This is a genomic window from Streptomyces sp. NPDC093071, assembly GCF_044754545.1.
Taxonomy (GTDB): Bacteria; Actinomycetota; Actinomycetes; order Streptomycetales; family Streptomycetaceae; genus Streptomyces.
In genome coordinates this window covers 1,074,740-1,097,404 of sequence record NZ_JBIVPH010000001.1, presented here as the reverse complement: position 1 = coordinate 1,097,404, position 22,665 = coordinate 1,074,740, and the positions used below count along the sequence as shown (strand labels likewise).

The 22,665-nt window shown below is 76.3% G+C and carries 18 protein-coding genes; 11 read left to right on the top strand and 7 right to left on the bottom strand.

What is annotated here, in order from left to right; translation table 11 throughout:
• Positions 1-39 precede the first annotated feature (39 nt).
• The 5 genes from ACIQD7_RS04560 to ACIQD7_RS04540 all read left to right on the top strand — a co-directional run bounded on the left by ACIQD7_RS04560 (position 40) and on the right by ACIQD7_RS04540 (position 5,990).
• On the top strand, positions 40-1,779 hold the full coding sequence (locus ACIQD7_RS04560; RefSeq protein WP_402439315.1) for a CoA transferase: 1,740 nt from the start codon (positions 40-42) through the stop codon (positions 1,777-1,779).
• Positions 1,776-3,608, top strand: coding sequence for a class I adenylate-forming enzyme family protein (locus ACIQD7_RS04555; RefSeq protein ID WP_402439313.1), 1,833 nt, complete (start codon positions 1,776-1,778; stop codon positions 3,606-3,608). Before ACIQD7_RS04560 ends, ACIQD7_RS04555 begins: the two co-directional genes overlap by 4 nt.
• A 116-nt stretch (positions 3,609-3,724) precedes the next feature.
• Positions 3,725-4,024, top strand: coding sequence for a hypothetical protein (locus tag ACIQD7_RS04550; protein WP_402439311.1), 300 nt, complete (start codon positions 3,725-3,727; stop codon positions 4,022-4,024).
• 46 nt (positions 4,025-4,070) lie between these two features.
• Positions 4,071-5,327: a nucleotide sugar dehydrogenase gene (locus ACIQD7_RS04545; protein ID WP_402439309.1), complete on the top strand. Its 1,257-nt coding sequence runs from the start codon at positions 4,071-4,073 to the stop codon at positions 5,325-5,327.
• Between the two features lie 123 nt (positions 5,328-5,450).
• Positions 5,451-5,990, top strand: coding sequence for an EF-hand domain-containing protein (locus tag ACIQD7_RS04540; protein ID WP_402439308.1), 540 nt, complete (start codon positions 5,451-5,453; stop codon positions 5,988-5,990).
• Between the two features lie 280 nt (positions 5,991-6,270).
• Here the strand turns inward: ACIQD7_RS04540 and ACIQD7_RS04535 are convergent, their stop codons facing one another.
• Genes ACIQD7_RS04535 through ACIQD7_RS04515 form a run of 5 tightly spaced genes read right to left on the bottom strand, consistent with a single transcriptional unit; the run spans position 6,271 to position 12,223 of the window.
• The gene (locus ACIQD7_RS04535; RefSeq protein ID WP_240450039.1) at positions 6,271-6,723 is read right to left on the bottom strand and encodes a DUF6917 domain-containing protein; all 453 of its coding nucleotides are present in this window, start codon (positions 6,721-6,723) and stop codon (positions 6,271-6,273) included.
• Positions 6,720-7,748, bottom strand: a complete 1,029-nt coding sequence (locus ACIQD7_RS04530; RefSeq protein WP_402439305.1) for a Gfo/Idh/MocA family protein — start codon at positions 7,746-7,748, stop codon at positions 6,720-6,722. Before ACIQD7_RS04530 ends, ACIQD7_RS04535 begins: the two co-directional genes overlap by 4 nt.
• On the bottom strand, positions 7,745-8,908 hold the full coding sequence (locus ACIQD7_RS04525; RefSeq protein WP_402439303.1) for an Ldh family oxidoreductase: 1,164 nt from the start codon (positions 8,906-8,908) through the stop codon (positions 7,745-7,747). Before ACIQD7_RS04525 ends, ACIQD7_RS04530 begins: the two co-directional genes overlap by 4 nt.
• Positions 8,905-11,139, bottom strand: a complete 2,235-nt coding sequence (locus ACIQD7_RS04520) for a M20/M25/M40 family metallo-hydrolase (RefSeq protein ID WP_402439301.1) — start codon at positions 11,137-11,139, stop codon at positions 8,905-8,907. Before ACIQD7_RS04520 ends, ACIQD7_RS04525 begins: the two co-directional genes overlap by 4 nt.
• Positions 11,123-12,223, bottom strand: coding sequence for a Gfo/Idh/MocA family oxidoreductase (locus tag ACIQD7_RS04515; protein ID WP_402439299.1), 1,101 nt, complete (start codon positions 12,221-12,223; stop codon positions 11,123-11,125). Before ACIQD7_RS04515 ends, ACIQD7_RS04520 begins: the two co-directional genes overlap by 17 nt.
• Before the next feature lie 350 nt (positions 12,224-12,573).
• On the opposite strand from ACIQD7_RS04515, the gene ACIQD7_RS04510 reads away from it, so the two are divergent.
• The 6 genes from ACIQD7_RS04510 to ACIQD7_RS04485 are packed head-to-tail and all read left to right on the top strand — an operon-like array spanning position 12,574 to position 20,005.
• Positions 12,574-13,653 (top strand): DegT/DnrJ/EryC1/StrS family aminotransferase, encoded by a 1,080-nt coding sequence (locus tag ACIQD7_RS04510; RefSeq protein ID WP_373682769.1) that lies wholly within the window; start codon positions 12,574-12,576, stop codon positions 13,651-13,653.
• Positions 13,650-15,164, top strand: coding sequence for a DegT/DnrJ/EryC1/StrS family aminotransferase (locus ACIQD7_RS04505; RefSeq protein ID WP_402439298.1), 1,515 nt, complete (start codon positions 13,650-13,652; stop codon positions 15,162-15,164). Before ACIQD7_RS04510 ends, ACIQD7_RS04505 begins: the two co-directional genes overlap by 4 nt.
• A 47-nt stretch (positions 15,165-15,211) precedes the next feature.
• Positions 15,212-16,564 carry a protoporphyrinogen/coproporphyrinogen oxidase gene (locus ACIQD7_RS04500; protein WP_402439296.1) on the top strand — a complete coding sequence of 451 codons (1,353 nt, stop codon included), beginning with the start codon at positions 15,212-15,214 and terminating at the stop codon, positions 16,562-16,564.
• Positions 16,561-18,174 (top strand): AMP-binding protein, encoded by a 1,614-nt coding sequence (locus ACIQD7_RS04495; RefSeq protein ID WP_402439294.1) that lies wholly within the window; start codon positions 16,561-16,563, stop codon positions 18,172-18,174. The genes ACIQD7_RS04500 and ACIQD7_RS04495 overlap by 4 nt, the downstream gene beginning before the upstream one ends.
• A complete protein-coding gene (locus tag ACIQD7_RS04490) occupies positions 18,171-19,022 on the top strand; it encodes a class I SAM-dependent methyltransferase (protein WP_402439292.1) in 852 nt (283 codons plus the stop codon). Before ACIQD7_RS04495 ends, ACIQD7_RS04490 begins: the two co-directional genes overlap by 4 nt.
• Positions 19,019-20,005: a UbiA family prenyltransferase gene (locus ACIQD7_RS04485; RefSeq protein ID WP_402439290.1), complete on the top strand. Its 987-nt coding sequence runs from the start codon at positions 19,019-19,021 to the stop codon at positions 20,003-20,005. Before ACIQD7_RS04490 ends, ACIQD7_RS04485 begins: the two co-directional genes overlap by 4 nt.
• 13 nt (positions 20,006-20,018) lie before the next feature.
• Here the strand turns inward: ACIQD7_RS04485 and ACIQD7_RS04480 are convergent, their stop codons facing one another.
• Entirely contained in the window at positions 20,019-20,846 is an 828-nt protein-coding gene (locus ACIQD7_RS04480; protein WP_402439288.1) for a PaaX family transcriptional regulator C-terminal domain-containing protein, read from the bottom strand.
• 80 nt (positions 20,847-20,926) lie between these two features.
• The gene (locus tag ACIQD7_RS04475) at positions 20,927-22,552 is read right to left on the bottom strand and encodes an AMP-binding protein (protein ID WP_161372021.1); all 1,626 of its coding nucleotides are present in this window, start codon (positions 22,550-22,552) and stop codon (positions 20,927-20,929) included.
• Positions 22,553-22,665: the final 113 nt, after the last annotated feature.

Sequence of the window (22,665 nt, the reverse complement as noted above, 5' to 3'; positions counted from 1 at the left end):
GGGCACGATGCAGCGAGACGGGCAGGGCGGTCGGCGCCCATGAGCCTGTACCAGGAGGCCGCGCCCCGCACGGCGCCCGCCGCCACCCGCACCGCCCGGACGGTGGCCGGGGAACTCCTCGACCGCACCCTCGGCGCCCCCGCCGAACACCCCCGCCGGGACGTCGGCGGCGCCGGACCCGTCGGGATCGACGCGGGCGACGAGCGCGCGGTGCAGGCCGCGTGCGGCGTCATGCACGTGCACGGCCGGGCCACCGGCGCCCCCGCGCCGCTCGCCGCGGACTATGTCTCCGCGGTGACCGGCGTCCTCGCCGCCCAGGGCGCCACGGCGGCCCTCCTCGCCCGCCGCCGGGGACGCCCGCCGCTGCGGACCCGCACCTCCCTCGCCCAGGGGGCGCTCCTCACCGTCACCCAGTACCTCGCCGCCGCCACCGCGGAGGAGACCCGGGGCACGGACGGTGACACGGGCCTCGCCACCCTCACCACCGCCGACGCCGTGCGCGTCGAGATCGAGACCCTCGACCCCACGGCCTGGGCCGGGTTCTGGCACCGGCTCGGCGTCCCGCCCCGGACGGCGGGACGCGGCTGGCTGCCCTTCCAGACCCGCTTCGGCACGGCCGTCTGCCCCCTGCCCCCGGAACTCCGCGCCGCCGTACGGACCCACCCCCTGGAAGCCGTACGGGCGGCGGGCGCCGCGCACGGCGTGTCGGTCGCCGCCATCGGGGAGGCCACGACGGCCCCGCCCGGCCTCGCCCCCTGGACCCTCGCGCCGGCCCCTCCCGCCGACCCGTCCCCGCCCCTCCCGGCCGTGACCGACCCGGACGCCCTGCCCCTCGCCGGCCTGCGGGTGGTCGAATCGGCCCGCCGCGTCCAGGGACCCGTGGCCGGACACGTCCTGCAGCTGCTCGGCGCCGAGGTCGTCCGCGTCGAACCCCCCGGCGGCGACCCCATGCGCGGCCTGCCCCCCGTCGCCGGGGGCTGCTCGGTCCGGTTCTCCGCGCTCAACCACGGCAAGTCCGTGCACGAGGCCGACCTCACCACCCGCCAGGGCCGGGACGCCGTGCGCGAACTGGTCTCCCGCGCCGACGTCTTCCTCCACAACTGGGCCCCCGGCAAGGCCGCAGCCCTCCGCCTCGACGCCGACGCCCTGCACGCCGTCAACCCCCGCCTGGTGTACGCCTCCGCCTCCGGCTTCGGCACCGCCCTCGGCCCCGTCCCGCCGATCGGCACCGACTACCTGGCCCAGATCCACGGCGGCCTCGCCGCCGCGCTGCGCCCCGCCGGAGAGCCCCTCGCCCCCTCCCTCATGACCGTCACCGACGTCCTCGGCGGCCTGGTCCTCGCCCAGGCCGTGCTCGCCGGCCTCCTCGCGCGCCAGGAGACCGGCCGGGGCTGCCGCGCCGCGTCCTCGCTGCTCTCCGCCGCCGCCCTGGTCCCGCGCCCGCCCCGGCGCGTCGTCCTCTCCGCGCTGGACCGCCCGCTGCCCACCGCCGACGGACTCCTGTACCTGGGGGCCGAGGCGCGGGCCCTGCCCCGCGAGGTGGCCCGCACCGTCGGAGCCACCGGCACCGCCCCGGTGGGGGAGCGGCTGCGGACCCGTACGACGGACGCGTGGCTGGCCGAACTGCGGGAGGCGGGACTGCCGTCCGTCGCCGTCCGCACCGACCTGGCGGCCCTCGCGACGGATCCGGCCTTCGCCCGGGCCGTCCTGCCGCCGGACGACCGCCTCCCGTACGCGCGCCCCGCCGCGCCCTGGGAGTTCACGGAGGAGACCCCGTGACCACCGCCCCCACCGCGCACCGGGCCCCCTGGCGCTCCCGCAACGGCCTGGAGTTACCCGACAGGGTCCCCCGCGCCGACCGCGAGGCGTGGGAGGCCCGGGGACTCTGTCCCGGCGCCGACCTCTTCACCCTCTTCCGGGGACACGCGCTCGCCGCCCCCGGCCGGGACGCGGTGGTGGACGAGCGGGGGACCGTCTCCTACGGCGAGCTGTACGCGGAAGTGCTGCGTGTCGCGGCCCTGTTCGCGGAGGCGGGGCTCGGCCCCCGGGACGTGATCGCGCTCCGGCTCCCCAACGGACGCCTCGCGGCGGCGGCCGAACTCGCCGTCTACGCCCTCGGCGCGGTCGCCCTGCCCTACCCGCTCGGCGGCGGCACCCGCGACACCCTCTCCCTCCTCGCCCGCTCCCGGGCGGGCGGAGCCGTCCTGAGCGAACCCGAAGACCTCGAAGCGGCGTCCGAACTCCCCTGGTTACGAGCGGTGTTCACGACCGGAACCGACGCTCCTCCGGATGCCGCCCCCGACGTACGACGCCTTGACCGCCCCCCGTCCGACGTACGACGCCTCGACCGCCCCCCGTCCGGCGGACCGTTCCGCCCGGCCGAACCCCCCGCCGCGGCCACCGCCCCGGCCCGGATCCTGGTCTCCTCCGGCTCCGAGGCCGAACCGAAGATGATCGCCTACAGCCACCAGGCCATGTCCGGCGGCCGAGCGGCCTACGTACGAGCCCTTACGGGCCTCCCGCAGGAACCCGGCGCCCCGGCCTTGCCCCGCCCTTCGGCGGCCCCCGACTCCCTTTCCGTACCCGGCCCTTCGGCCCCACCCGGCCCCCCGGCCACCCCACCCCGCCTCCTCGTGCTCGTTCCCCTCGCCTCCTCCTACGGGTCGCTGGGCGTTCCGGTCGCCCTCGCCGCGCTCGGGGGGACCCTGATCGTGCGGGGGCGGTTCGACGCGGTCGACGCGCTGCGGGCGGTCGTCGAGCACCGGCCCACCCATCTGTTCGGGGTGCCGACCATGCTGCGGAGGATGGCGGACCTGCCGCGCCTCGCGGGGGAGGACACCTCCTCGCTGCGGGCCGTGGTGTCCAGCGGCGCCGCGCTCCCCGCCTCCACCGCGGCCGCCTGCCGCGAACGGTTCGGCACGCCGGTCGTCACCGTGTACGGCTCGTCGGACGGCGTCAACTGCCACACCGCCGCCCCCGGCGCCCCCGCCGGGGACACCGCCGGAACCCCCGACCCCGCCGTGGCCGCCCTCCGGATCGTCCGGCCGGACGGCTCCCCAGCGGCCACCGGGGAGCCGGGGGAGATCCAGGCCAAGGGCCCCATGGCCCCGCTGTGCTACGTGGCCGCCCCCGAGCTCGACGCCCGCTACCGCACCGCCGGCGGCTGGGTCCGCACCGGCGACCTGGGGACGCTCGACGCGCAGGGGCGGCTGCGGGTCCTCGGCCGGCTCAAGAACGTGGTGATCCGGGGCGGTTACACCATCAGCCCGGCCGAGGTGGAACGCGAGCTGGGCACCCACCCCGGGATCGCGGAGGCGGTCTGCGTACCGGTGCCGGACGAGGAGTTCGGGGAGCGGCTGTGCGCGTGCGTACGGCCGGTGCCGGGGACGCCCGCCCCCGCCCTGGGCGCCGTGACCGCGCACCTCACCGCCCGCGGCCTCGAACGGCGCAAGTTCCCCGAGTACCTGCTCGTCCTCGACCGGATGCCGCTGCGCCCCACCGGAAAGGTCTGCCGCCGCACCGTCACGGCCAGGGCCGTGGCCTCCCTGAGGGCCGTCCCGGACACCGGGGCAGAGGATTTCACTCATACAGGGGAAATATCGAATTAATAGCTCGGAAACGCCGAAACGCGTGCAATCCTGTTGCCACAAGCGGAATCCCTGATTCAACTTCCTTCGCGGCAGAGGCCCCGACGAGGCCCGCCCCCGTTCATGGAGAAGCTCTCTTGCGACGTTCCCTTGTCACCCTCCTCCTCGCCTCCGGCGCCGCCCTGGGCCTCCTCCAGACCCCGGCGACCGCCGCCGAGGGAACGGTCACCGTCTTCCAGACGGAGGCGCACCCCCTGGCGGTGTACGAGAACCCGAGGGGCTGCCACAGGCTGCCGGCCGCGGCGCACGTGCTGAACAACACCACCGACGGACCGGTCCGCATCCACGCCGACCCGTTCTGCCTCGGGCCCTCCCTCACGGTCGCCCCCGGGCGCGGCTCCCACGTGGCGCCCGGCAGCGGCAGCTTCAGCGCCTGACGGACCCGACCGCGAGGGGACCCACACCGGACACATGGGGGGAAACATGTTCACAGAAGTCGCCGTGGTCGGTCTCGGCTACGTCGGTCTCCCGCTGGCCCGCCGGGCCTGCGAGGCGGGCCTGACGACCGTCGGCCACGACATCGACGCCGACGTCGTCGAGGGCCTGGAGGGGGGACGCTCCCACGTCGGGGACGTCCACGACGAGGACGTCGCGGCGATGCGCGCCGCGGGCTTCCGCGCCGGCACCGACCCCGGCGTCCTCGCCGGCGCCCACACGATCGTCGTCTGCGTCCCGACCGGCCTCACCCCGGACGGCGAACCGGATCTGGAACCGCTGCTCGCGGCCGTCCGCACCGTCGCCCGCCACCTCGAACCGGGCACGCTGGTCTGCGTCGAGTCCACCAGCCACCCGGGCACCACGGAGGAGATCGTCCGGCCCCTCCTCGAAGCCCACGGCCTGCGCGCCGGCGAGGACTTCCACCTGGCGTACTCGCCCGAGCGCATCGACCCCGGCAACCGCCGCTACACCCTGCGCACCACGCCGAAGGTCGTCAGCGGCTCCACCGAACTCTGCGCCAAGCACGCCGCCGCCTTCTACGAACGGCTCGTCGACGAGGTCGTCGTCGCCGCCGGGACCCGGGAGGCGGAGATGGCCAAGATCCTGGAGAACGCCTACCGGTACGTCAACATCGCCCTGGTCAACGAGGCCGCCGTCTACTGCGACCGGGTCGGCATCGACATCTGGGACGTGCTGCGCTGCGCGGACACCAAGCCCTTCGGGTTCTCCGCCTTCCGCCCGGGCCCCGGCGTCGGCGGCCACTGCATCCCGGTCGACCCCCGCTACCTGATGACCCGCGCCGCCGAACAGGGCTTCACCTTCCACACCCTGGGCGCCGCCCGCGCCGTCCTCGACGCGATGCCGGACCACGTCGCCGGCCGCGCCCGCGACCTGCTCGTCGCGGCGGGCAAGGACCCGGCGCGCGCCCGGGTGACACTGCTCGGCGTCGCCTACAAGGCCGACGTCGCCGACACCAGGGAGTCGCCCGCCTACCCCGTGGCCCGCGCCCTGCGCGCCCTCGGGGCCCGGCTCGCCTACCACGACCCGCACGTCGAGCGGTTCGAGGTGGACGGCGACCCCGTGCCCCGGCGGTCGACGCCGGAACGGGCCCTCGCCGACAGCGACCTGGTCGTCCTGCTCCAGGACCACTCCGCCTACCGGTCGGCCGACTGGGACGGGGCCGCCTGCCCGGTCCTCGACACCCGGGGAACGGCGGAGGGCCGGCGCGTGGTGCGGCTCTGACGTCCGCGCCGCACCCCCCCCACAGACCTCCGGCCCGGGACGCGCCCCCGCGTCCCGGCCGCGAGCAAGGCGCCCGGACGCCGTCCGGACGTCACACGAGGAAAGAAACAAGGAGAACGACCCATGACCGTGGCAATCGACAACGTCGCCCAGGAGCGTCTGGCGAAGCGCTTCGACAAGTGGGACGCCGACGGCAACGGCCTGCTGGAGCCCTCGGACTTCACCACCGAGGCCGCCAACATCGCCCGCGCGTTCGGCGAGTCCCCCGAGTCGCCGAAGGCCTCCGCGCTGCGCGACGGCTTCGTCGCCCTGTTCGGCGACCTCGCCCGCCGCGCGGGCGTCGCGCCGCAGGGCTCGATCGACCGCGAGCAGTTCCTCCGGGCCGCCGGCGAGATCGTCCAGGGCGGCGCCGCCACCTTCGACCCGGTGTTCTCCCCGGTCGCCAAGGGCATCGTCGGCCTGGCCGACCGCAACGGCGACGGCGTCATCGACGGCGAGGAGTTCGCCACCTGGCTCAAGGCCCTCGGCCTCGGCGAGAAGGAGGCCCGCGCGGCCTTCCAGCAGATCGACACCGACGGCGACGGCACCCTGTCCGAGCAGGAGCTCCTCGCCGCCGTACGCAAGTTCCACCTCGGTGAGCTCGACGTCGAGCTGCTCGGCTGAGACCGGCACCCGGTCCGACGGCGGTGGGGGCGGGCCCCCCCCCCGGGGGGGGGGGCCCCCCCCCCCCCCCCGGGGGGCGCGGGGGGGCCCGGGGGGGGGGGGCCCCCGGGGGGGGCGCCCCCCCCCCCGCGCGGCCCGCCCCCCCCCCCGCCCCCCCCCCCCCCCCCCCCGGGCCGCCCCCCCCCCCCCCCCCCGGCCCCCCCCCCCCCCCCCGCCGCGGGGGCGCCCCCCCCCCCCCCGGGGGGGGGCCCCCCCCCCCCCCGCCTCGGCGCGTGCGCCGTCAGTCCGCGGGCGCGAAGACCACCGGGGTCTCCGGCGCCAGGGCCAGGGACCGGCCGGTCAGCAGCCGGGGCGCGTGGATCACGATGTTGTAGTGGTTGGGCAGGTGGCAGCCGTCGAAACCGAGCACGGTGCCCACCGGCTCCCCGCCGATCAGGACCGCGTCCCCCCGGTCGACGACCCCGCCCAGCTCCAGCTCCACGAAGCCGAGGAAGCCGACCCGGTCCACCCGGGCGCCCGGCACGTCGGTCCACCGGTCGGTCGTGAGCAGCTCGTGCACCTCGCCCCGGCGCACGCACCGGGCCGCGAACGGCTCCAACTCCATCCCCCGGTCCGTGCGTTCGTGCAGCAGCACCTTCACCAGGGTCCCGCGCACCGCGCGCTTGGCGCCGTTCTCGTGCCGGCCCGAGTCCAGGGAGGGCGGGGCCGAGGGGAGGGCGGGGGAGGAGGTCACCGGGACTCCGATCGACGGGCGGCGTGCGGTGCACGGGGGGTACGGGGCCGGGGCGGACCGGCGGCGGCCTCCGCCGCGTAGACGGCGGCGACCAGTTCGAGCGCGGCCAGACCGCCCTCGACGGCCCGCGAGGGATCGGGCAGGTCGCGCAGCCGGGCCACGTCGCGCAGCACGCCCTCGTACTCGTGCCACAGCGACTCCTTGAAGCCGGGGCGGCCGTCCAGCATGTCCGCGCCCAGCTCGGTGCCGTCGCTGAGGCGCACGAGCACGTCCTTCACCTCCCCGGGGTACGACCAGTCCAGCTCCACCCGCCCCCGGCCCCGCCCGTCCGGACCGGCCAGCTCGATCACGGCCTGCCGGTCGGTGCCGGCCGCGTCCCGGACCACCTCGACGGCGACGACCTCCGAGGGCCGCTCGCCCAGCAACAGCCGTACGAGGTCGAAGGCGTTGGGCCCGTTGTCCGCGACGCAGCCGCCGCCGCAGCGGGCCGGGTCCAGGTACCAGGTGTCCGCGCCGATGTGCTCCTCGATCCGCTCCAGGTACCGCACCCGCACGGACTCCACCCGCACCGGCGCGCCCGGCGGCGGCAGCCGCTCCAGGAGGTCCAGGACGCGGTCGTTGTAGCGGCGGTGGAACGCCGTGAACAGCGGGACGCCGTGCTCCCGGGACAGCGCGGCGAGCCGCCGCCCGTCCGCCGGGTCCAGGGCGAGCGGCTTCTCCACGCACACCGGCACGCCGGCCCGCAGCGCGTCCGCGCACACCTCGGCGTGCGCGTGGTTGGGCACGGCCACGACCAGGGCGTCCAGGTGTCCGGAGGCGAGCAGCTCCCGGTGGCCGGTGTGGCAGGCGAACCGGCCGCGGTACGGGGCGAGGGCCTCCTCGCGCAGGTCGCAGACCGCGGCCACCTCCCACCCGGGCAGCCGCTCGGCCGCCGCCAGGTAGAAGCGGGAGATCACCCCGAGCCCGGCGATCCCCAGGCGCAGGGGCGGGCCGTCTCCGGTGCGCCCTCCGGCGGTCGGCGTCATCGGTCCTCCCCCGGGACGACCTGGGCGACCGGGACGACCGGAACGGCCGGCAGGCGCAGGCCGAGGGCGGTCAGCTCGGCGTGGAGCGGGGCGGGCAGCGGGACGCCCGACGCGCGCCGCCGCTCGGCGCGTTCGGCCTCTCCGTGGCCCGGGTAGCGGACCGGGTCCCGTCCCGGCAGCGGAGGACAGTCCAGTACCGTCCCGAACACCTCCCGGGCGTCCCCGGCGAAGCCGTCGCGCAGCGCGTCGGGGGCGATCGCCAGGACGAGGAAGCCGATGTCGTCGTCGCTGCCGCCCGGCCTGCCGTCTCCTTCGAGGGCGGCCGGGGCGGGCCCGGTGGCGGCCCCGGGCAGCACGGCGGCGAGCAACTCCACGGCGAGGCCGAGGCCGAACCCCTTGAAGGCGCCGGTCGCCGGGGTGCCGCCCAGCCAGCCCAGCCAGGCCTCGCCCCGGTCGTAGGCGGCCGCGTCCCGCACTGGGCGCCCGGCGTCGTCGGTGAGCCACCCCTCGGGCGCCTCGCGGCCGTCCCTGGCGGCGGTGCGGACCCGGCCGGTGGGGACGACGGTGGTGCTCATGTCGAGGACGAACGGGCGTCCCTCCACCGCCGGGGCCGCCACGCTCAGCGGATTGGTCCCGAGCAGGGCCGCCGCGCCGAGCGGCGGACGGGCGATGCGCTGGCCGCCGCAGTTGGAGGCCACCACGCCGACCATGCCCCGGTCGGCGGCCCGCCGCGCGTGGACGCCCGCGCAGCCGAAGTGGGTGGCGCCCCGCACCGACACGAGCCCGATGCCGTGGCGGGCCGCCCGCTCCGCCGCGAGGTCCATCGCCTCCGAAGCGGCCCACAGGCCGAGCGCCCGCCGGTGGTCCAGGAGCACACAGGCCCCCAGGTCGCGCAGGACCTCCGGCTCGGCGGCCGGATCGGCGCCGCCGGACTCCAGGAGCGGCCGGTAGAGCCGGCCCAGGTTGAACACGCCGTGCGAGTCCATGCCGGTCAGGTCGCCGTAGCAGAGCGCCTCGGCGGCGAGCCGGGCCCGGGCCTCGGGGACCCCGAGCCGGACGAAGCAGGCGGCGGTCTCGCCGAGCAGCACCCCGTACGGGACCGTCACCTCCCTCCGTGCGTCGCTCCGGGGTGCGGCGCCGTCGGGCAGCGTGGACGTCATGCGGTTCCTGCTTTCTCGGTGAGGCCGGTCGGTGGCGGTACCGGCACGGCGGGACGGGCCCCGTCGTGCCGTCGTACGTCGTCGGCGAAGGCGGTGAGCAGCGCGGCGGTGCGGTCCGCGAACGCCTCCAGGTCGGCCAGGTCCACAAACTCGCCCGCCGCGTGGGCCCGGTTGGCGTCGAGGGAGCCCGGTCCGAAGACCGTGGTGAAGGCGTCCGGCAGGCCCTCCGCCCAGATCGCGTCGCAGGTGAAGGCCGGTTCGTCGTCCGGCCACCGGTCGACGCCCGCCTCCGCGAGGAGCTTCTCGCCCCACTCCGGCTGGGGCCCGAGCGCGGGCAGACCGCGCTTCTCCCACTCCAGGCGGGTGATCCGGGCCGCGTCGGCCGCCGTCCGCGCGAACGGCGGCGTGCCGGAGAACCGGGCGGTGAACTCCCGCAGCCCCTCGTCGAGGGCCCGGACGAGCGCCCGTTCGGCGGCGGCTCCGGCGTCGGCCGTGGCGTACGCCAGGTTGAGCAGCAGACTCCCGGAGCCGTGCACCTTGTTGTGCAGCGTGCCGGTGTGCAGCCCGGCCACGCAGACGGTGAACGGCGGCCCGCCGGACGCCTCCCGGCCGAGGGCGGCCGCCAGGTGCTGGGCGAGGAAGCCGAGGAGGACGGTGGCGTTGTGCCCGGCCTCCGGCCGGTCGTCCACGGAGTCCTCGCCGTCGACCGCGATCCGGGCGGTGGCAGCGGCCGTCGCCCGGGGCAGGTGGCGCAGCCCCGTCGGCTCGCAGAACACGTTGAGCCGGCCCGTGTGTCCCGCCTCCACGAGCGGCCGGGTGCCGAAGGTGCCGAGCGCCCCGCCCTCCTCGCCCGCCACCGCCTGCACGAGCACCGCGACGTCCCGGCCGACGGCCGGACAGTCCCGGGCGGCGGCCGCGACACCGGCGAGCAGCGCCACGGCGGGCCCCTTGGCGTCCACCGCGCCCCGGCCGGTGAACCGGACCCCGTCGAACGCGGGCGGCTCGCCCCCGGCGACGGTGTCCAGGTGCACGTTGAACATCACCGTGCGCTCCCGGGGCAGCGCGGGCCCGAGCCGCAGCACCAGGCTCGGCTGCCCCGCCAGGAACGCCGGATCGGCGGCGACCGCGCGCCGCACGGGCGCCGGGGTGTCGTCGCGCAGGACCGCCGAGGGGTCCGGGGCGCCGAGGCGCACGGTCCCGAACCCGAGCCGCTCCGCCGCCGTCGCGTACGAGCGCAGGGCGGCCGCCGTCAGATGGGGCGCGCCGGGACCGGTCTCCAGCGGGCCCGCCGTGGGCGTGTGCAGCAGGTGCAGCAGCAGACCCGTGTCGACGGCGGCCGGACGCGGCCGGTCCGGTGACGAGGGACGCGGTACGGCGGCCGGGGCGGGCAGCGGCAGGGCGGCCAGCCGGCGGGCCGCCCGTACGAAGGGCCCGGCCGGGTCCTCGCTCCGCACCCCTTCGTGCGGCACCACCGCCAGATGGGGTTCGAGCGCGTACGCCCCCCGGTAGCCGTGCTCCTCCAACAGGCTTACGCAGTCGGCGACCCGGGCGGCGCCCTCCCCGGGCAGGGTGTAGACGGCCTCGCCGGGCCGGTCGCCGGGCAGCGCGTCCTTCACGTGGACGTGCGCGACGTGCGGCAGCAGCTCCCGGAGGAGGGCGAGGGCGTCGTACCCGTACGGGACGCCGTTGCCGGTGTCGAACAGGACGCGGAGCGCCGGGCTGTCCACCTCGGTGAGGAGCCGGAGCGTCCGGGAGGCGTCGGAGCCCGCCCAGCCCGCGCAGTTCTCGTGGAGCAGCTCGACGCCGAGCGCCTCCGCCCGGCGGGCGAGCCGGCGCATCCGGTCGATCGCCTCCTCCGCCCACGCCTCCTCGGGCAGCCCGCCGTCGGTCCACGACATGACCCGCAGGCTGCGGCAGCCCAGGATCCTGCCGTACGCGGCGAGCCGCTCCAGCTCCTCCAGGTCGGCGGAGAAGGGGCCGGTGACCGGGCGGGCCCAGTTGCCGATCCGGGAGTCGAGGCAGACCACGCCGAGGCCCGCCGCGTGCAGCAGCCCGGCGGCCTCCCGTACGGCCGGCTCGGTCAGGTCGGCGAGGGCCGTGCCGTCCAGGGAGCGCAACTCAAGGGCGGTCCAGCCCAGTTCGCGGGCGACGGCGATCTGCCCGGCCAGGCCGGGGGCCGCCTCGTCGCCGATGCCGGTGATCCGGCCGGTCAGGTCACGGGGTCGCGACACGGGGGGCCTCCTCGCGCCGGGCGCCGGGGACCGTTTCCGCGCAGCGCCGCTTGGCCTCGTCGAGGAGCCGGACCACGTCGGCGTGCAGGGCGAAGTCCTCGGCCCAGGACGGGTCCTCGGCCGGGACGTCGGCGAACCGGGCGTAGGCGCGCCGCAGGAACGCGGTCAGGGCGTCGTCGCGGAACACCTCGCGCTCCCCGTCCACGACGAGCTGGACGTGGTCGTCGGCGTCGCTCGGGGCGAAGTGGGCGACGGCGGTGCCGCGTTCGAAGGCGAAGAGGGCCCTGCGCTCCCGTACGGGCGCGGTCAGGTCGGAGAAGAGGCGGCTGCGCACCCCGTTCGCGTGCCGCAGTTCGAGCAGCGCGGAACCGAGCCCGGGGCGGACCGCCTCCCCGATCCGCAGGTCGGTCAGCCGGGCCCTGGTCGTCTCGGCCGGTCCGGCCAGGGAGAGGACCAGGCCGAGGGAGTGCGGCAGCTCGACGTCGAACGCGGTGGGGTGGCCGTCGTCGGTGCGCAGCGAGCGGGTGAAGCGCGGCTTGTGCTGGGTGACGTCGACGCGGAGCAGACGGCCCAGGCCGCCCGGTCGGGCCGGGCCGCCGGGGTCCGTCGATCCACCCGGGCCCGTCGATCCGGCCGGGTCGATCAGGTCGCGCAGCCGTCCGGCGAGGGCGGAGGCGGGCCAGTGCGCCACCACCGCGAGCCGCAGCCCGTGGCGGGCGCGCAGCTCCGCCACGGCGGCCAGCTCCCCGGCGCCCGCGACGAGCGGCTTCTCCACGATCAGGTCGCGGTAGCCCGCCTCGCACAGCTCGGTGAGGACGGCGAGCCGGGCGGCGGGCGGCGTGCAGACGTGGACGACCGCGTGCCCGGGGGGCAGCAGCGCCCGCGCCTCCTCCAGGGACGGCGTCACGGTGACCCCGTCCGGCACCGGGGCCCGCTCCCCGGGCCGGGGGTCGACGGCGACCACCGGCCCCCGCCACGCGTCCGGCGACCGGTCGAGCGCGGTCCGCAGGGCCCGCAGGTGCAACCCGGCACCGGAACGGCCCAGTCCGACGATCAGGGGCTGCCGGATCGGGGGCTGTTTCATACGGTTGTTCCATCCCGTGGTTCGGATCCCGTGGTTCGGACGGGCGCGGCGAAGAATCTCGCCGGAACGCGCGACACCGGTCAAGGAAATCAGAGGTGTTGTCACCGGAAAGTATGAAGTTCCTTTGGGATTCAGAGACTTCATTCTTCCGGCTGTTAGATTCACCGGGCAGACTTCCCGAAGGCGGGGTCCGGCCCGCCCTCGTATTCTCTCGGGCCGCCGTCCTGACCTCAGTTGACACCGGCGTGCCGTCGGCCGAGAAGAATTGTTTCCGCGTGACGTCATCCAGCATTCCCTTTTTCTCCCAGGCGAAGACGTTCGAAAAGATCTGGCCGGACCTCCGGGCCGGGTTGGACGAGATTTTCGCCGACGGCAAGTTCTCGCATTCCCGGCAGGTCGGCCGCCTCGAAGAGGCCCTCGCGCAGTACACCGGGGCCCGGCACGTGATCGGGGTCAACAGCGGCACCGACGCCCTGGTCCTGCTCCTGAAGGCGTGCGGGCTGCGCCCCGGGGACCGGGTCCTGGTCCCCGCGTACTCCTTCGTCGCCACCGCCACCTCCGTCGTCCTGGCCGGCGGGGTGCCCGTCTTCACCGACGTCGACCCCGACACGTACGCCATGGACCCCGGCCGGATCGGGGACGCGGCGGACGGCGCCCGGTTCGTGATGCCGGTCCACCTCTTCTGCCGCATGGCCGACATGACGGCGCTCACCGCCTTCGCCGCCGACCGCGGACTGACGCTCGTGGAGGACAGCGCCGAGGGCATCGGCATGAGGCAGCACGGCGTCCACGCCGGACTGCACGGACGCGGCGGAGTCCTCTCGTTCTTCCCCAGCAAGACCCTGGGCGCGCTCGGCGACGCCGGGGCCGTCCTCACCGACGACCCGGACCTCGCCGACCGGGTGGCCGCGCTGCGCCACCACGGCCGGACGGGCCGCACCCTCGCCCACTTCCCCGGCATCTCCCACGAGACCCTGTACGCCGGCCACAACAGCAAGATGGACGACCTCCAGGCCGCCGTCCTGCTCGCCAAGCTCGCCGTCCTCGACGAGGACGTCCGCCACCGCGCGGTCCTGGCCCGGCGCTACGACGAGGGGCTGCGGGGGACGCCCGGCATCACCCGGCTGCCCGCCGTCACCGGCGCCCCCGACGAGGTCTTCTACGTCTACCTGATCGAGACCGAGCGGCGCGACGCGCTCGCCGCCCACCTCCAGGAACGGGGCATCGGCACCGAGACGTACTACCCCCGGCCCCTGCACCTCCAGCCCTGCTTCGCCGGACTCGGCCACCGACCCGGCGACTTCCCCGCCGCCGAGGCCGCCGCCGGCCGCGCCCTCGCCCTGCCGCTCTACGCCGACCTCACCGAGGCGGAGGTCGACCACGTCTGCGCGACCGTCCGCGCCTTCCACACCGGGAGCGTCCCCGCATGACCACGACCAGCACGCACGGCCTGCCCGCCGGGAACGGGGACGGTAGGGAATCCGGCACGGGGGCGGACTTCGGTACGGGGGCGGGCACGGCCCCCGACGTCGGCGGGGATTCCGGTACGGGGGCGGAAACCGCGCCCGGCACCGGCCCCGCGCCCGGCACCGGCCCGACCTCCGACTTCGGCTTCGGCCCGGCCGACGCCCCCGGCACCGGCTCCGACACGGCCTCCGGCCTCGGCACGGCACCAGGGCCTCGCGCGGACTCGGGTCTCCGCACGGATTCCGGCCCCCGCACGGCACCCGAACCCCACCCGGCACCAGGCCCCCGCACCGCCCCCGGCTCGGGCCCCGCCCCCGGCTCGGGTCCCGCGACCGGTGACCGTGTCCCCTTCTTTCCGCCCGACCTCTTCCACGAGGACCGCGACACGCTCCTGCGGCTGCTCCACGAGATCGGGACCGGTGCGGAGCAGAAGTTCATCCTGGGCGACCGGACCCGCCGGTTCGAGGAGGCCCTGCGGGGCCGGCTCGGTGCCGCCGACGTGGTCGCCTGTTCCAGCGGGACCTCCGCCCTCCACCTGATCCTCACCGCCCTCGGGGTCGGCCCCGGCGACGAGGTCGTGGTGCCCGCGCTCGGCTGCGCCCCGCTCGCCGCCGCCGTCCTGCACACCGGCGCCGTCCCCGTCTTCGGCGACGTCGACCCCCGCACGCTCACCCTCGACCCCGAGGACGCGCGGGCCCGCGTCACCCCCCGTACCAAGGCGCTGATGCCCGCCCACATGTTCTCCGTCATGGCCGACATGCCCCGCTTCACCGCCCTGGCCGCCGCCGAGGGGCTGCGCCTGGTCGAGGACTCCGCCGTCGCCCAGGGCGCCGTCCTCGACGGCACGCCCGCCGGGCTGTGGGGGGACGCCGGGCTCTACTCCTTCGTGCAGGTCAAGTCGTTCGGAATGCCCGGCGAGGGCGGCGCCGTCGTCACCCGGGACGAGGAGACCGGCCACCGGGTCCGTATGCTCCGCAACCACGGCCAGGACGGCGTCCACCGCGGCCTGCACCACGTGATCGGCGTCAACAGCCGCTTCGACGAGATCCAGGCCGCCTTCCAGCTGCACCGCCTCCCCGGCCTCGACGCCCGGCTGGAACGCCGCGCCCGCATCGCTGCCCACTACACCGAGCACCTCACCGGCCTGCCCGGCGTCACCACCCCGCCGCCCGGCACCGACGGACGCTGCTACTACGTCTACACGCTGCTCGCCGACGACCGGGACGCCCTGCGCGACCACCTGTCCGCCGAGGGCGTCGACACCCACGTCTACTACCCGAAGACCCTGCCCGACCAGGCCGCCTTCGCCCCCGTCGCGACCGGAGCGTCCGCCGCGTCCGGCCCCGGCTGGCCGCACGCCCGGGACGCCGCCCGCCGGCAGCTGTCGCTCCCCGTCCACCACCGGCTCACCGACGCCCAGGTCGAGCGCGTCACCGAGGCCGTCCGCGCCCACGCCCTGCGCACCCGCGGGTGACCACGACCCCCGCGCCACCACCCCCAGCCCCCACGGAGTACCCCCGCATGACCCCTGACCTCGACGTCGCCGTCGTCGGCGCCGGACTCGCCGGCCTCGCCGCCGCCCACGAACTGCGCCGCCACGGCCACGAGGTGTGCGTCCTCGAAGCCGCCGACGCCCCCGGCGGCCGGATGCGCAGCCTCCGCCGCGACGGCTACCTGATGGACACCGGAGCCGAACAGATCTCCGCCCAGGGCTACCGCGCCACCTGGCAGCTCGTCCGCCGCGCCGGACTCACCCCCGACGACGTCCCCCGCATCGGCCGCCCCCTGGCCGTCTGGCGCGACGGCCGGCCGCACAACGGCGTCGGCGAACCCCGCGCCGTGCTCACCGGCGCCGGACTCGTCCCCGCCGCCCGCCCCTCCCTGGCCCGCTTCCTCGCCTGGAGCGGCCGGAACCGCGCCGCCCTCGACCACGACCACCCCGAGGACACCCCGCTCGGCGCCGACACCGTCACCGCCGCCGCCCGCCGCTACCACCCCGGCCTCCACGACCACCTGCTCCGGCCGCTGTCCGAGGCCTTCTTCGGCTGGGACGCCGACCGCAGCGCCGCCGCCCCCCTGGTCGGCCTGCTGCTCGCGGTCGGACCGGTCTCCGCCTGGCGCACCTACCGCGGCGGCATGGACCTGCTCGCCACCCGCCTCGCCGCCGGACTCGACACCCGCTACGGCCACCGCGTCGAGCAGGTCACCGACCACGGCGACCACGCCCGGCTCACCGTCGACGGCACCGCCCTCACCGCCCGCGCGGTCGTCCTCGCCGTGCCCGCCCCCGTCGCGCTGCGGCTCACCGACGGCGCCGACCCCGACGCCACCGGCTACCCGGCCGCCTCCACGTACCGGCCCATGTACAAGGTCAGCTGCGCCCTCGACCGGCCGCTCGCCCCGCGCGGCGGCGCCTACGCGCTGCTCACCCCCGCGTGCGAGGAGCCGGTCCTCTCCTGCGTCATCGCCGACCACCTCAAGTGCCCCGACCGCGCCCCCGCCGGACGCGGCCTGATCAGCCTGCTCGCCTCCCCGCACCGCATTCCCGAACTCGCCGCAGCGGGCGAGGAGGAGGCCGCCCGCCGGCTCACCGCCGCCGCCGAGCGGTACGTGCCGGGGCTCGGCGCGGCCCTCACCGCCACCCACGTCCACCACTGGCCGCAGGCCATGCCCGAACTCACCCCCCGCGCCCTCGCCCTGCGCGGCGCGTTCCTGCGCCGCCCGGCCCGCGCCGTCGAGTACGCCGGGGACTGGGTCGCCGCCCGCCCCTCCAGCGAGGGCGCCGCCCGCTCGGGCGCGCTCGCCGCCGCCCGCGCTCTCGCCCACCTCGCCCCGCGCCGGGGCCGCACCCTCCGGCAGGAGACCGCCGCATGACCCCCCACGACCTGGGCGTCCTCTTCGACGAGCTCGCCGACGCCGGGACCCCCACCCGCTTCCACCTCGACCGCCCCTTCGACCTCACCCCGGCCCCGGGCGGGGCCGACGCCACCGAGTGGACCGTTCCCGAACTCGCCCTGCTCGTACGGGAGACGGCGGGCGCGCTCGCCGCCGCCGGGGCCGGACCCGGCGAACGCGTCGCGATCGTCAAGGCCAACCACTGGGACTACGACCTGATCGCCTGCGCCGCCGTCCGCACCGGCGCCGTCCCCGTGAAGCTCTCCGACCACCTCCCGCCCGCCGCCCTGCGCGTCCTCCTGGACCGCTGCGCGCCCCGCGTCCTGGTCACCGACCCCGACGTCCTCGGCCGCGACCCGTCGGCCGACCTGGCCGGGACGGCCCGTACCACCGTCGTCCTCGGCCCCGGCGGCGAACTCCCGCCCAACGCCGTGCACATCGACGACCTGGCAGGCCACCCCGACCCGGGACCGCACCCCCGCGACGACGACGCGCCCCTGGTCGTCGTCCACACCAGCGGCACCACCGGCGTGCCCAAACTGGTCGCGCACACCACCCGCACCCTGGTCCACCACCTCGCCCGGTTCGAGACCCTGCCGGTGCCGCGCATCGGACTGCGCCGCGACGACACCCTCTTCAACGCCAGCTCCTACGCCCACGGCCGCACCATCTGCTGGACCGCCGTCGCCCCCGTCCGCGCGCCCCGCCACATCACCCTCGACTCCACCGGCCGCCCCGAGACGGCCGACCTGCTGCTGCGCGCCCACCCGCCCACCGTCGTCGAGGCCCTCCCGGCCCGCTACGTACGGCTGCGCCCGCTGACCCGGCGTCTGGACAACCCCTTCCGGGACGTACGGACGTACATCAGCACCTACGACGCCGTGCACCCCCCGGTCGTCCGCTCCTACCTCCAGGCCAGTGCACGGCGCCGGCCGCTGTGGATGCAGGGCTGGGGCCAGAGCGAGACCGGCCCGCTGACCTTCGCCTTCCACACCCGCCGCTCCGTGGCGCGGGCCGCCGACGGCACCCCGACCACCGTGCGCGACCTCGGCCGGCCCGTCCCCCTGAAGACCCGCCTGAAGGCCGTCGACCCCGACACCTTCCGCCCGGTGCCCCCGGGCACCCCCGGCCTGCTCCTGTGCCGCACCCGGGCGCTCGCCCCCGACTACCCGGGCGAGCGGGAGCGCTGGGAGGCCAAGGTCCACGACGGCTGGTGGAACACCGGGGACGTCGGGACGATCGCCCGCGACGGCAGCGTCCGGCTGCTCGACCGGGAGGTCGACCACCTCCCCGGGTTCAGCTGCCTGCGGACCGAGGACGTCCTGGAGGACCGGCTGCCCGAGGCCCTGGAGTGCGTCGTCCTCGCCCGTCCCGACGCGGCCCCGCTGCCCGTCGTCGTCACGGAGGACGGCGTCCTCGAACCCGCCCGCTGGAAGACGGCCGTCGCGGACCTGCCACTGCTCGCCGACCCCGTCGTGGTCGGCTGGGACGAGGTCCCGCGCACCGGTACGGGGAAGGTCCGGCGCGTGCCCCTCCTCGAACGGCTGACGGGCAGCACGGAGACCTGCGGCACGGGCCGCTGGACGTGAACCCGGCCCCCACCGCCCCCCGCGGCTACGTCTTCGACAACGACAGCCCGCACAGCGCCCGCCACCACGCCAGTCTCGAAGCGGCCCTCGACCCGCTGACGCTCGGTCACCTCCGGGAGGCGGGCGCGGCCCCCGGGATGCGCTGCCTGGAGATCGGGGCCGGCGCGGGCAGCGTCGCCCGCGGCCTCCTCCGGCTCGTCTCGCCCGGCGGCACCGTCACCGCCACCGACGTCAAACCGGGCCGCATCACCCCGGAACCGGGCCTGACCGTCCTCACCCACGACGTCGTCAATGACCCGCTGCCCGGCAGCGGTTACGACATCGTGGTGGCCCGCCTGGTCCTCCAGCACCTGCCCGAGCGGCAGGCCGTCCTGCGGCGCCTCGCCGGCGTCCTGGCGCCCGGCGGGCTCCTCCAGGTCGACGAGTTCGACGCCGGACACGAGCCGTGCCTGCTGGCGCCCTCCGAGGACGACGCCCGGCTCTACGCCCGCTTCACCGACGCCAAGGCCGCCCTGATGCGCGCCTCCGGCGGCGACCCCACCTGGGGCCGCCGGGCGGCGGCCGCGCTCCGCGACGCGGGCCTGACCGGCCTCCGGATCCGGCCGCACGTGCTGCTGCGCGCCCCCGGCACACCGGCGCTCGGCCTCCAGCTCCACCACCTCGCCCAGCTCGCGCCCCGCCTGCTGGACACCGGCTTCACGCGCGCCGAACTCGACCGGCTGGACGCGCTGATGCACGACCCGGGGTTCGCCGCCGCGACCGGCGTCCTCTACTCCGTACAGGGCCGCCGACCCGCCGCACCACCGAGCACACCCCCCACCCCAGAGAACCGCACCGAGGCGACATGACCGACTCCACGCTCACGACGACCACCGCCCCCGCCGGACCGCCCGCGCCCCCCGCCCGTACGGACGGCAGGCTCGCGACCTACGCGCGGCTCGGCAAGCTCGACGTGTACGACTACTACCTGGGCACCTTCATCGCCCTCTCCGCCGTCGTGTCGCTCGCCGGCGCGCTCACCGGGCGCACCGCCGCGCTCTTCGGCGTCTTCCTCGTCGGGCAGGTCCTCCTGCTGATGGCGATGACCGCCTTCGACGACGTCACGGGCTTCCGCGACGGCAGCGACATCACCAACTACGGCCCCGACCACCCCCTGCGCAACGTGCGGCGCAAGCCGCTGGTGGCCGGGACGCTGACCGTCCCCGAGGCCCTGCGGTTCGCCTGGGCCTGCGCCGCCCTCGCCGCCGTCCTGTTCGCGGTCACCGCGCTCCTCGCGCCGCACCGCCCGGCCTGGACCGCGATCGGGCTCGTCGTCCTGTGGGTGGTGACCCTCCAGTACTCCTACGGCGTCAAGCTCAGCTACCACGGCTTCCAGGAGGTCTACCTGGTCGCCCTGGGCTTCGCGCTCGTCATCCTGCCGTACGGCATGGTCACCGGGCAGGCCACCGGGTTCCTGCTGGTGCAGGCCGTCCTCTTCGGCTTCGGCCCGCTGATGTTCGGGGTCTACTCGAACACCAACGACGTCGACGGCGACCGCGCCGTGGGCCGTCCGACCGTCGCCGCCCTGGTCTCGGAGCGGGGCAACGCGCGCTTCATCGGCGCGCTGTCCCTGGCCGAGTTCCTGACGATCGCGGGCGCGAGCGCGACGGGCCTCGCCCCCTGGTGGTTCGTCCTCCTGATGCTGCCGGCCTCGCTGCTGAGGCTCCGTCAGTACCTGCTCGGCTTCCGGAGCGGCGACATCATGCGGGCCCGGCGCACCGGCTTCGCCGTGCACCGGCTGGGCGTCGCCCTGATGGTCGCGTCCCACCCGCTGGCGGCGGCCCTCGGGTGACGCGCCCGGCGCCCTATCCGCCGTACCCGGCCAGGAAGGGCCGTACGAACTCCGCGCCCCGGTCCCGCAGCAGCTCGTGCAGGGCGGCGAAGACCTCCGCCGAGCGGCGGCCCGGCCAGTCGTCGGGGAGGAGTTCGGCCGGGAGGACGGGGTCGGCGTACGGCAGGCGGCGCCAGGAGTCGAGGGCGAGCAGATAGTCCCGGTAGGCGTCCCCTGGGTCGCCCGGGGTCTCCCGCCACGCCCGCAGGACCGGCTCGTGGGCCGCCAGGAACTCCTCGTGGAGGGCGGCGATGGCGGGCAGGTCCCACCAGCGGGCCGCCGCCTCCGCCGTCGCCGCGTACCCCAGGTGGTCGCCCCGGAAGAGGTCCACGTACGGGGAGAGCCCGAGCCGCTCCAGGGTGTTGCGCGTCTCCTCGTACAGGCGGGCGGGCGCGATCCAGACGCCCGGCGCGGCCGTCCCGAAGCCGAGGCGGGCGAGCCGGGAGCGCAGCAGGTGCCGCTTGTGCCGCTCGGCCTCGGGCACCGAGAAGACGGCCAGGACCCAGCCCTCGGAGAGCTTCGGCTCGCTCCGGGCGTAGATCCGGCGGTCGCCGTCGTCCAGGAGCCGGCGGGCGTCCTCCGAGAGGGCGTATCCGGCGGCCCCGTCCGCCGTCCGGCGCGGCAGCAGGAGCCCGCGCCGCTTCAGACGCGACACGGAGGACCGCACCGAGGGCGCGTCCACGCCGAGGACGGCGAGCAGCCGGACGAGCGCGGCCACCGGCGTCGGCGAGTCGTCGGACGTACGCCCGTACGCGCCGTAGAGGGAGACGATCAGGGATCGGGGGGTGTGCTGCTCGGCCACGTGATCACTTTAGGCGGTGGGTGCGGGGGATGTGCACACGTCAGACGAGGTCACGCCGGGCGCCGCCGCCGGACGCGGCGTCACACCGGCTCCCGCAACCGGAAGCGCTGGAGCTTGCCGGTCGCCGTGCGCGGCAGCGCGTCCAGGAAGACGATCTCGCGGGGCGACTTGTACGGGGCGAGGCGGGCCCGCACGAAGGCGCGCAGCGCGGCGGCCGTGCTGGAGTCGCGCGGCACCCCGTCCCGCACCACCGCGTAGGCAACGACGACCTGGCCGCGCAGTTCGTCCGGGCGGCCCACCACCGCCGTCTCCACGACGTCGGGGTGGTCGAGGAGGACCTCCTCGACCTGGGGTCCCGCGATGTTGTACCCGGCCGAGATGATCATGTCGTCGGCCCGGGAGACGTAACGGAACCAGCCGTCGGGCTCGCGGACGTACGTGTCGCCCGTGACGTTCCAGCCGTCCCGCACGTACTCGGCCTGGCGCGGATCGTCCAGGTAGCGGCAGCCGACCGGGCCGCGCACCGCGAGCAGCCCCTCCTCACCGTCCGGGACCTCCCGGCCCTCCCGGTCGACGACCCTGGCGTGCCAGCCGGGGACCGGGCGGCCGGTGGTGCCGGGGCGGATGTCGCCGTCGGCGGCCGAGAGGAAGATGTGCAGCAGCTCGGTCGCGCCGATGCCGTTGATCAGGCGCAGGCCCGTGCGGGCGTACCAGGACCGCCAGGTCGCCTCCGGCAGGTTCTCCCCGGCCGAGACGCAGCGGCGCAGCGAGCCGGTGTCCGGGGCGGTGCCCTGGGCCAGCTCGTCGAGCATGACCCGGTAGGCGGTCGGGGCGGTGAAGAGCACCGAGATCCGGTGCCGCTCGATCGCGGCGAGGAGTTGTTTCGGACCGGCCTGTTCGAGGAGGACCGCGCTCGCCCCGGCCCGCAGGGGGAAGACGACGAGCCCGCCGAGGCCGAAGGTGAAGGCGAGCGGCGGCGAACCGGCGAAGACGTCGTCGGGCAGCGGGCGCAGGACGTGCGCGGAGAAGGTGTCGGCGACGGCCAGGACGTCCCGGTGGAAGTGGACGCAGCCCTTGGGCCGTCCGGTGGTGCCGGAGGTGAAGGCGACGAGGGCCACGTCGTCGGCGGCGGTCGGCACCGCCTCGTACGGGCCGGGGCGGCGGGCGGCGAGGGCGAGCAGGTCGTCCGGTCCCCCTCCGCCGAACGGGGTGATCCGGAGCCCGGGGATCCGGGCCGCGAGGAGCTCGTCGAGGGAGTGGGCGTCGCAGAGCGCGTGGGTGCAGCGGGCCGCTTCCGCCATGACGGCCAGCTCGGGGGCGCGCTGCTGGGCCAGAACGGTGACGGCGACCCCGCCGGCCTTCATCACGGCGAGCCAGCAGGCGGCCAGCCAGGGGGTGGTCGGCCCGCGCAGGAGCACCCGGTTGCCGGGCACGAGCCGCAGGTCGGAGGTGAGGACGTGGGCGATCCGGTCGACCCGGTCGAGCAGCTCCCCGTAGCTCCAGACCCCGCCCTCGCCGTCGTGGAAGGCGGGCCGGTCGGCACCGAACCGCTCCACCGTGCGGTCGAGGAGTTCCGCCCCGCAGTTGAGCCGGTCGGGGTACGCGAGCTCCGGAAGCCCGTCGAGCAGGATCCGCGGCCACCGCTCCGGCGGCGGCAGCCGGTCACGGGCGAAGGTGTCGAGGTGCGCCGAGGGTGTCAGCTCCATGAGTCCGTCCCCCTGTCGTGGTGGGGTCGCCCGTAGCTCCACGAGCGTATCGTGTCGGTGACGACAGTCAACGGTCCGCGACATGGGTGACCGGGGCCGCCGGAACGGGAGCG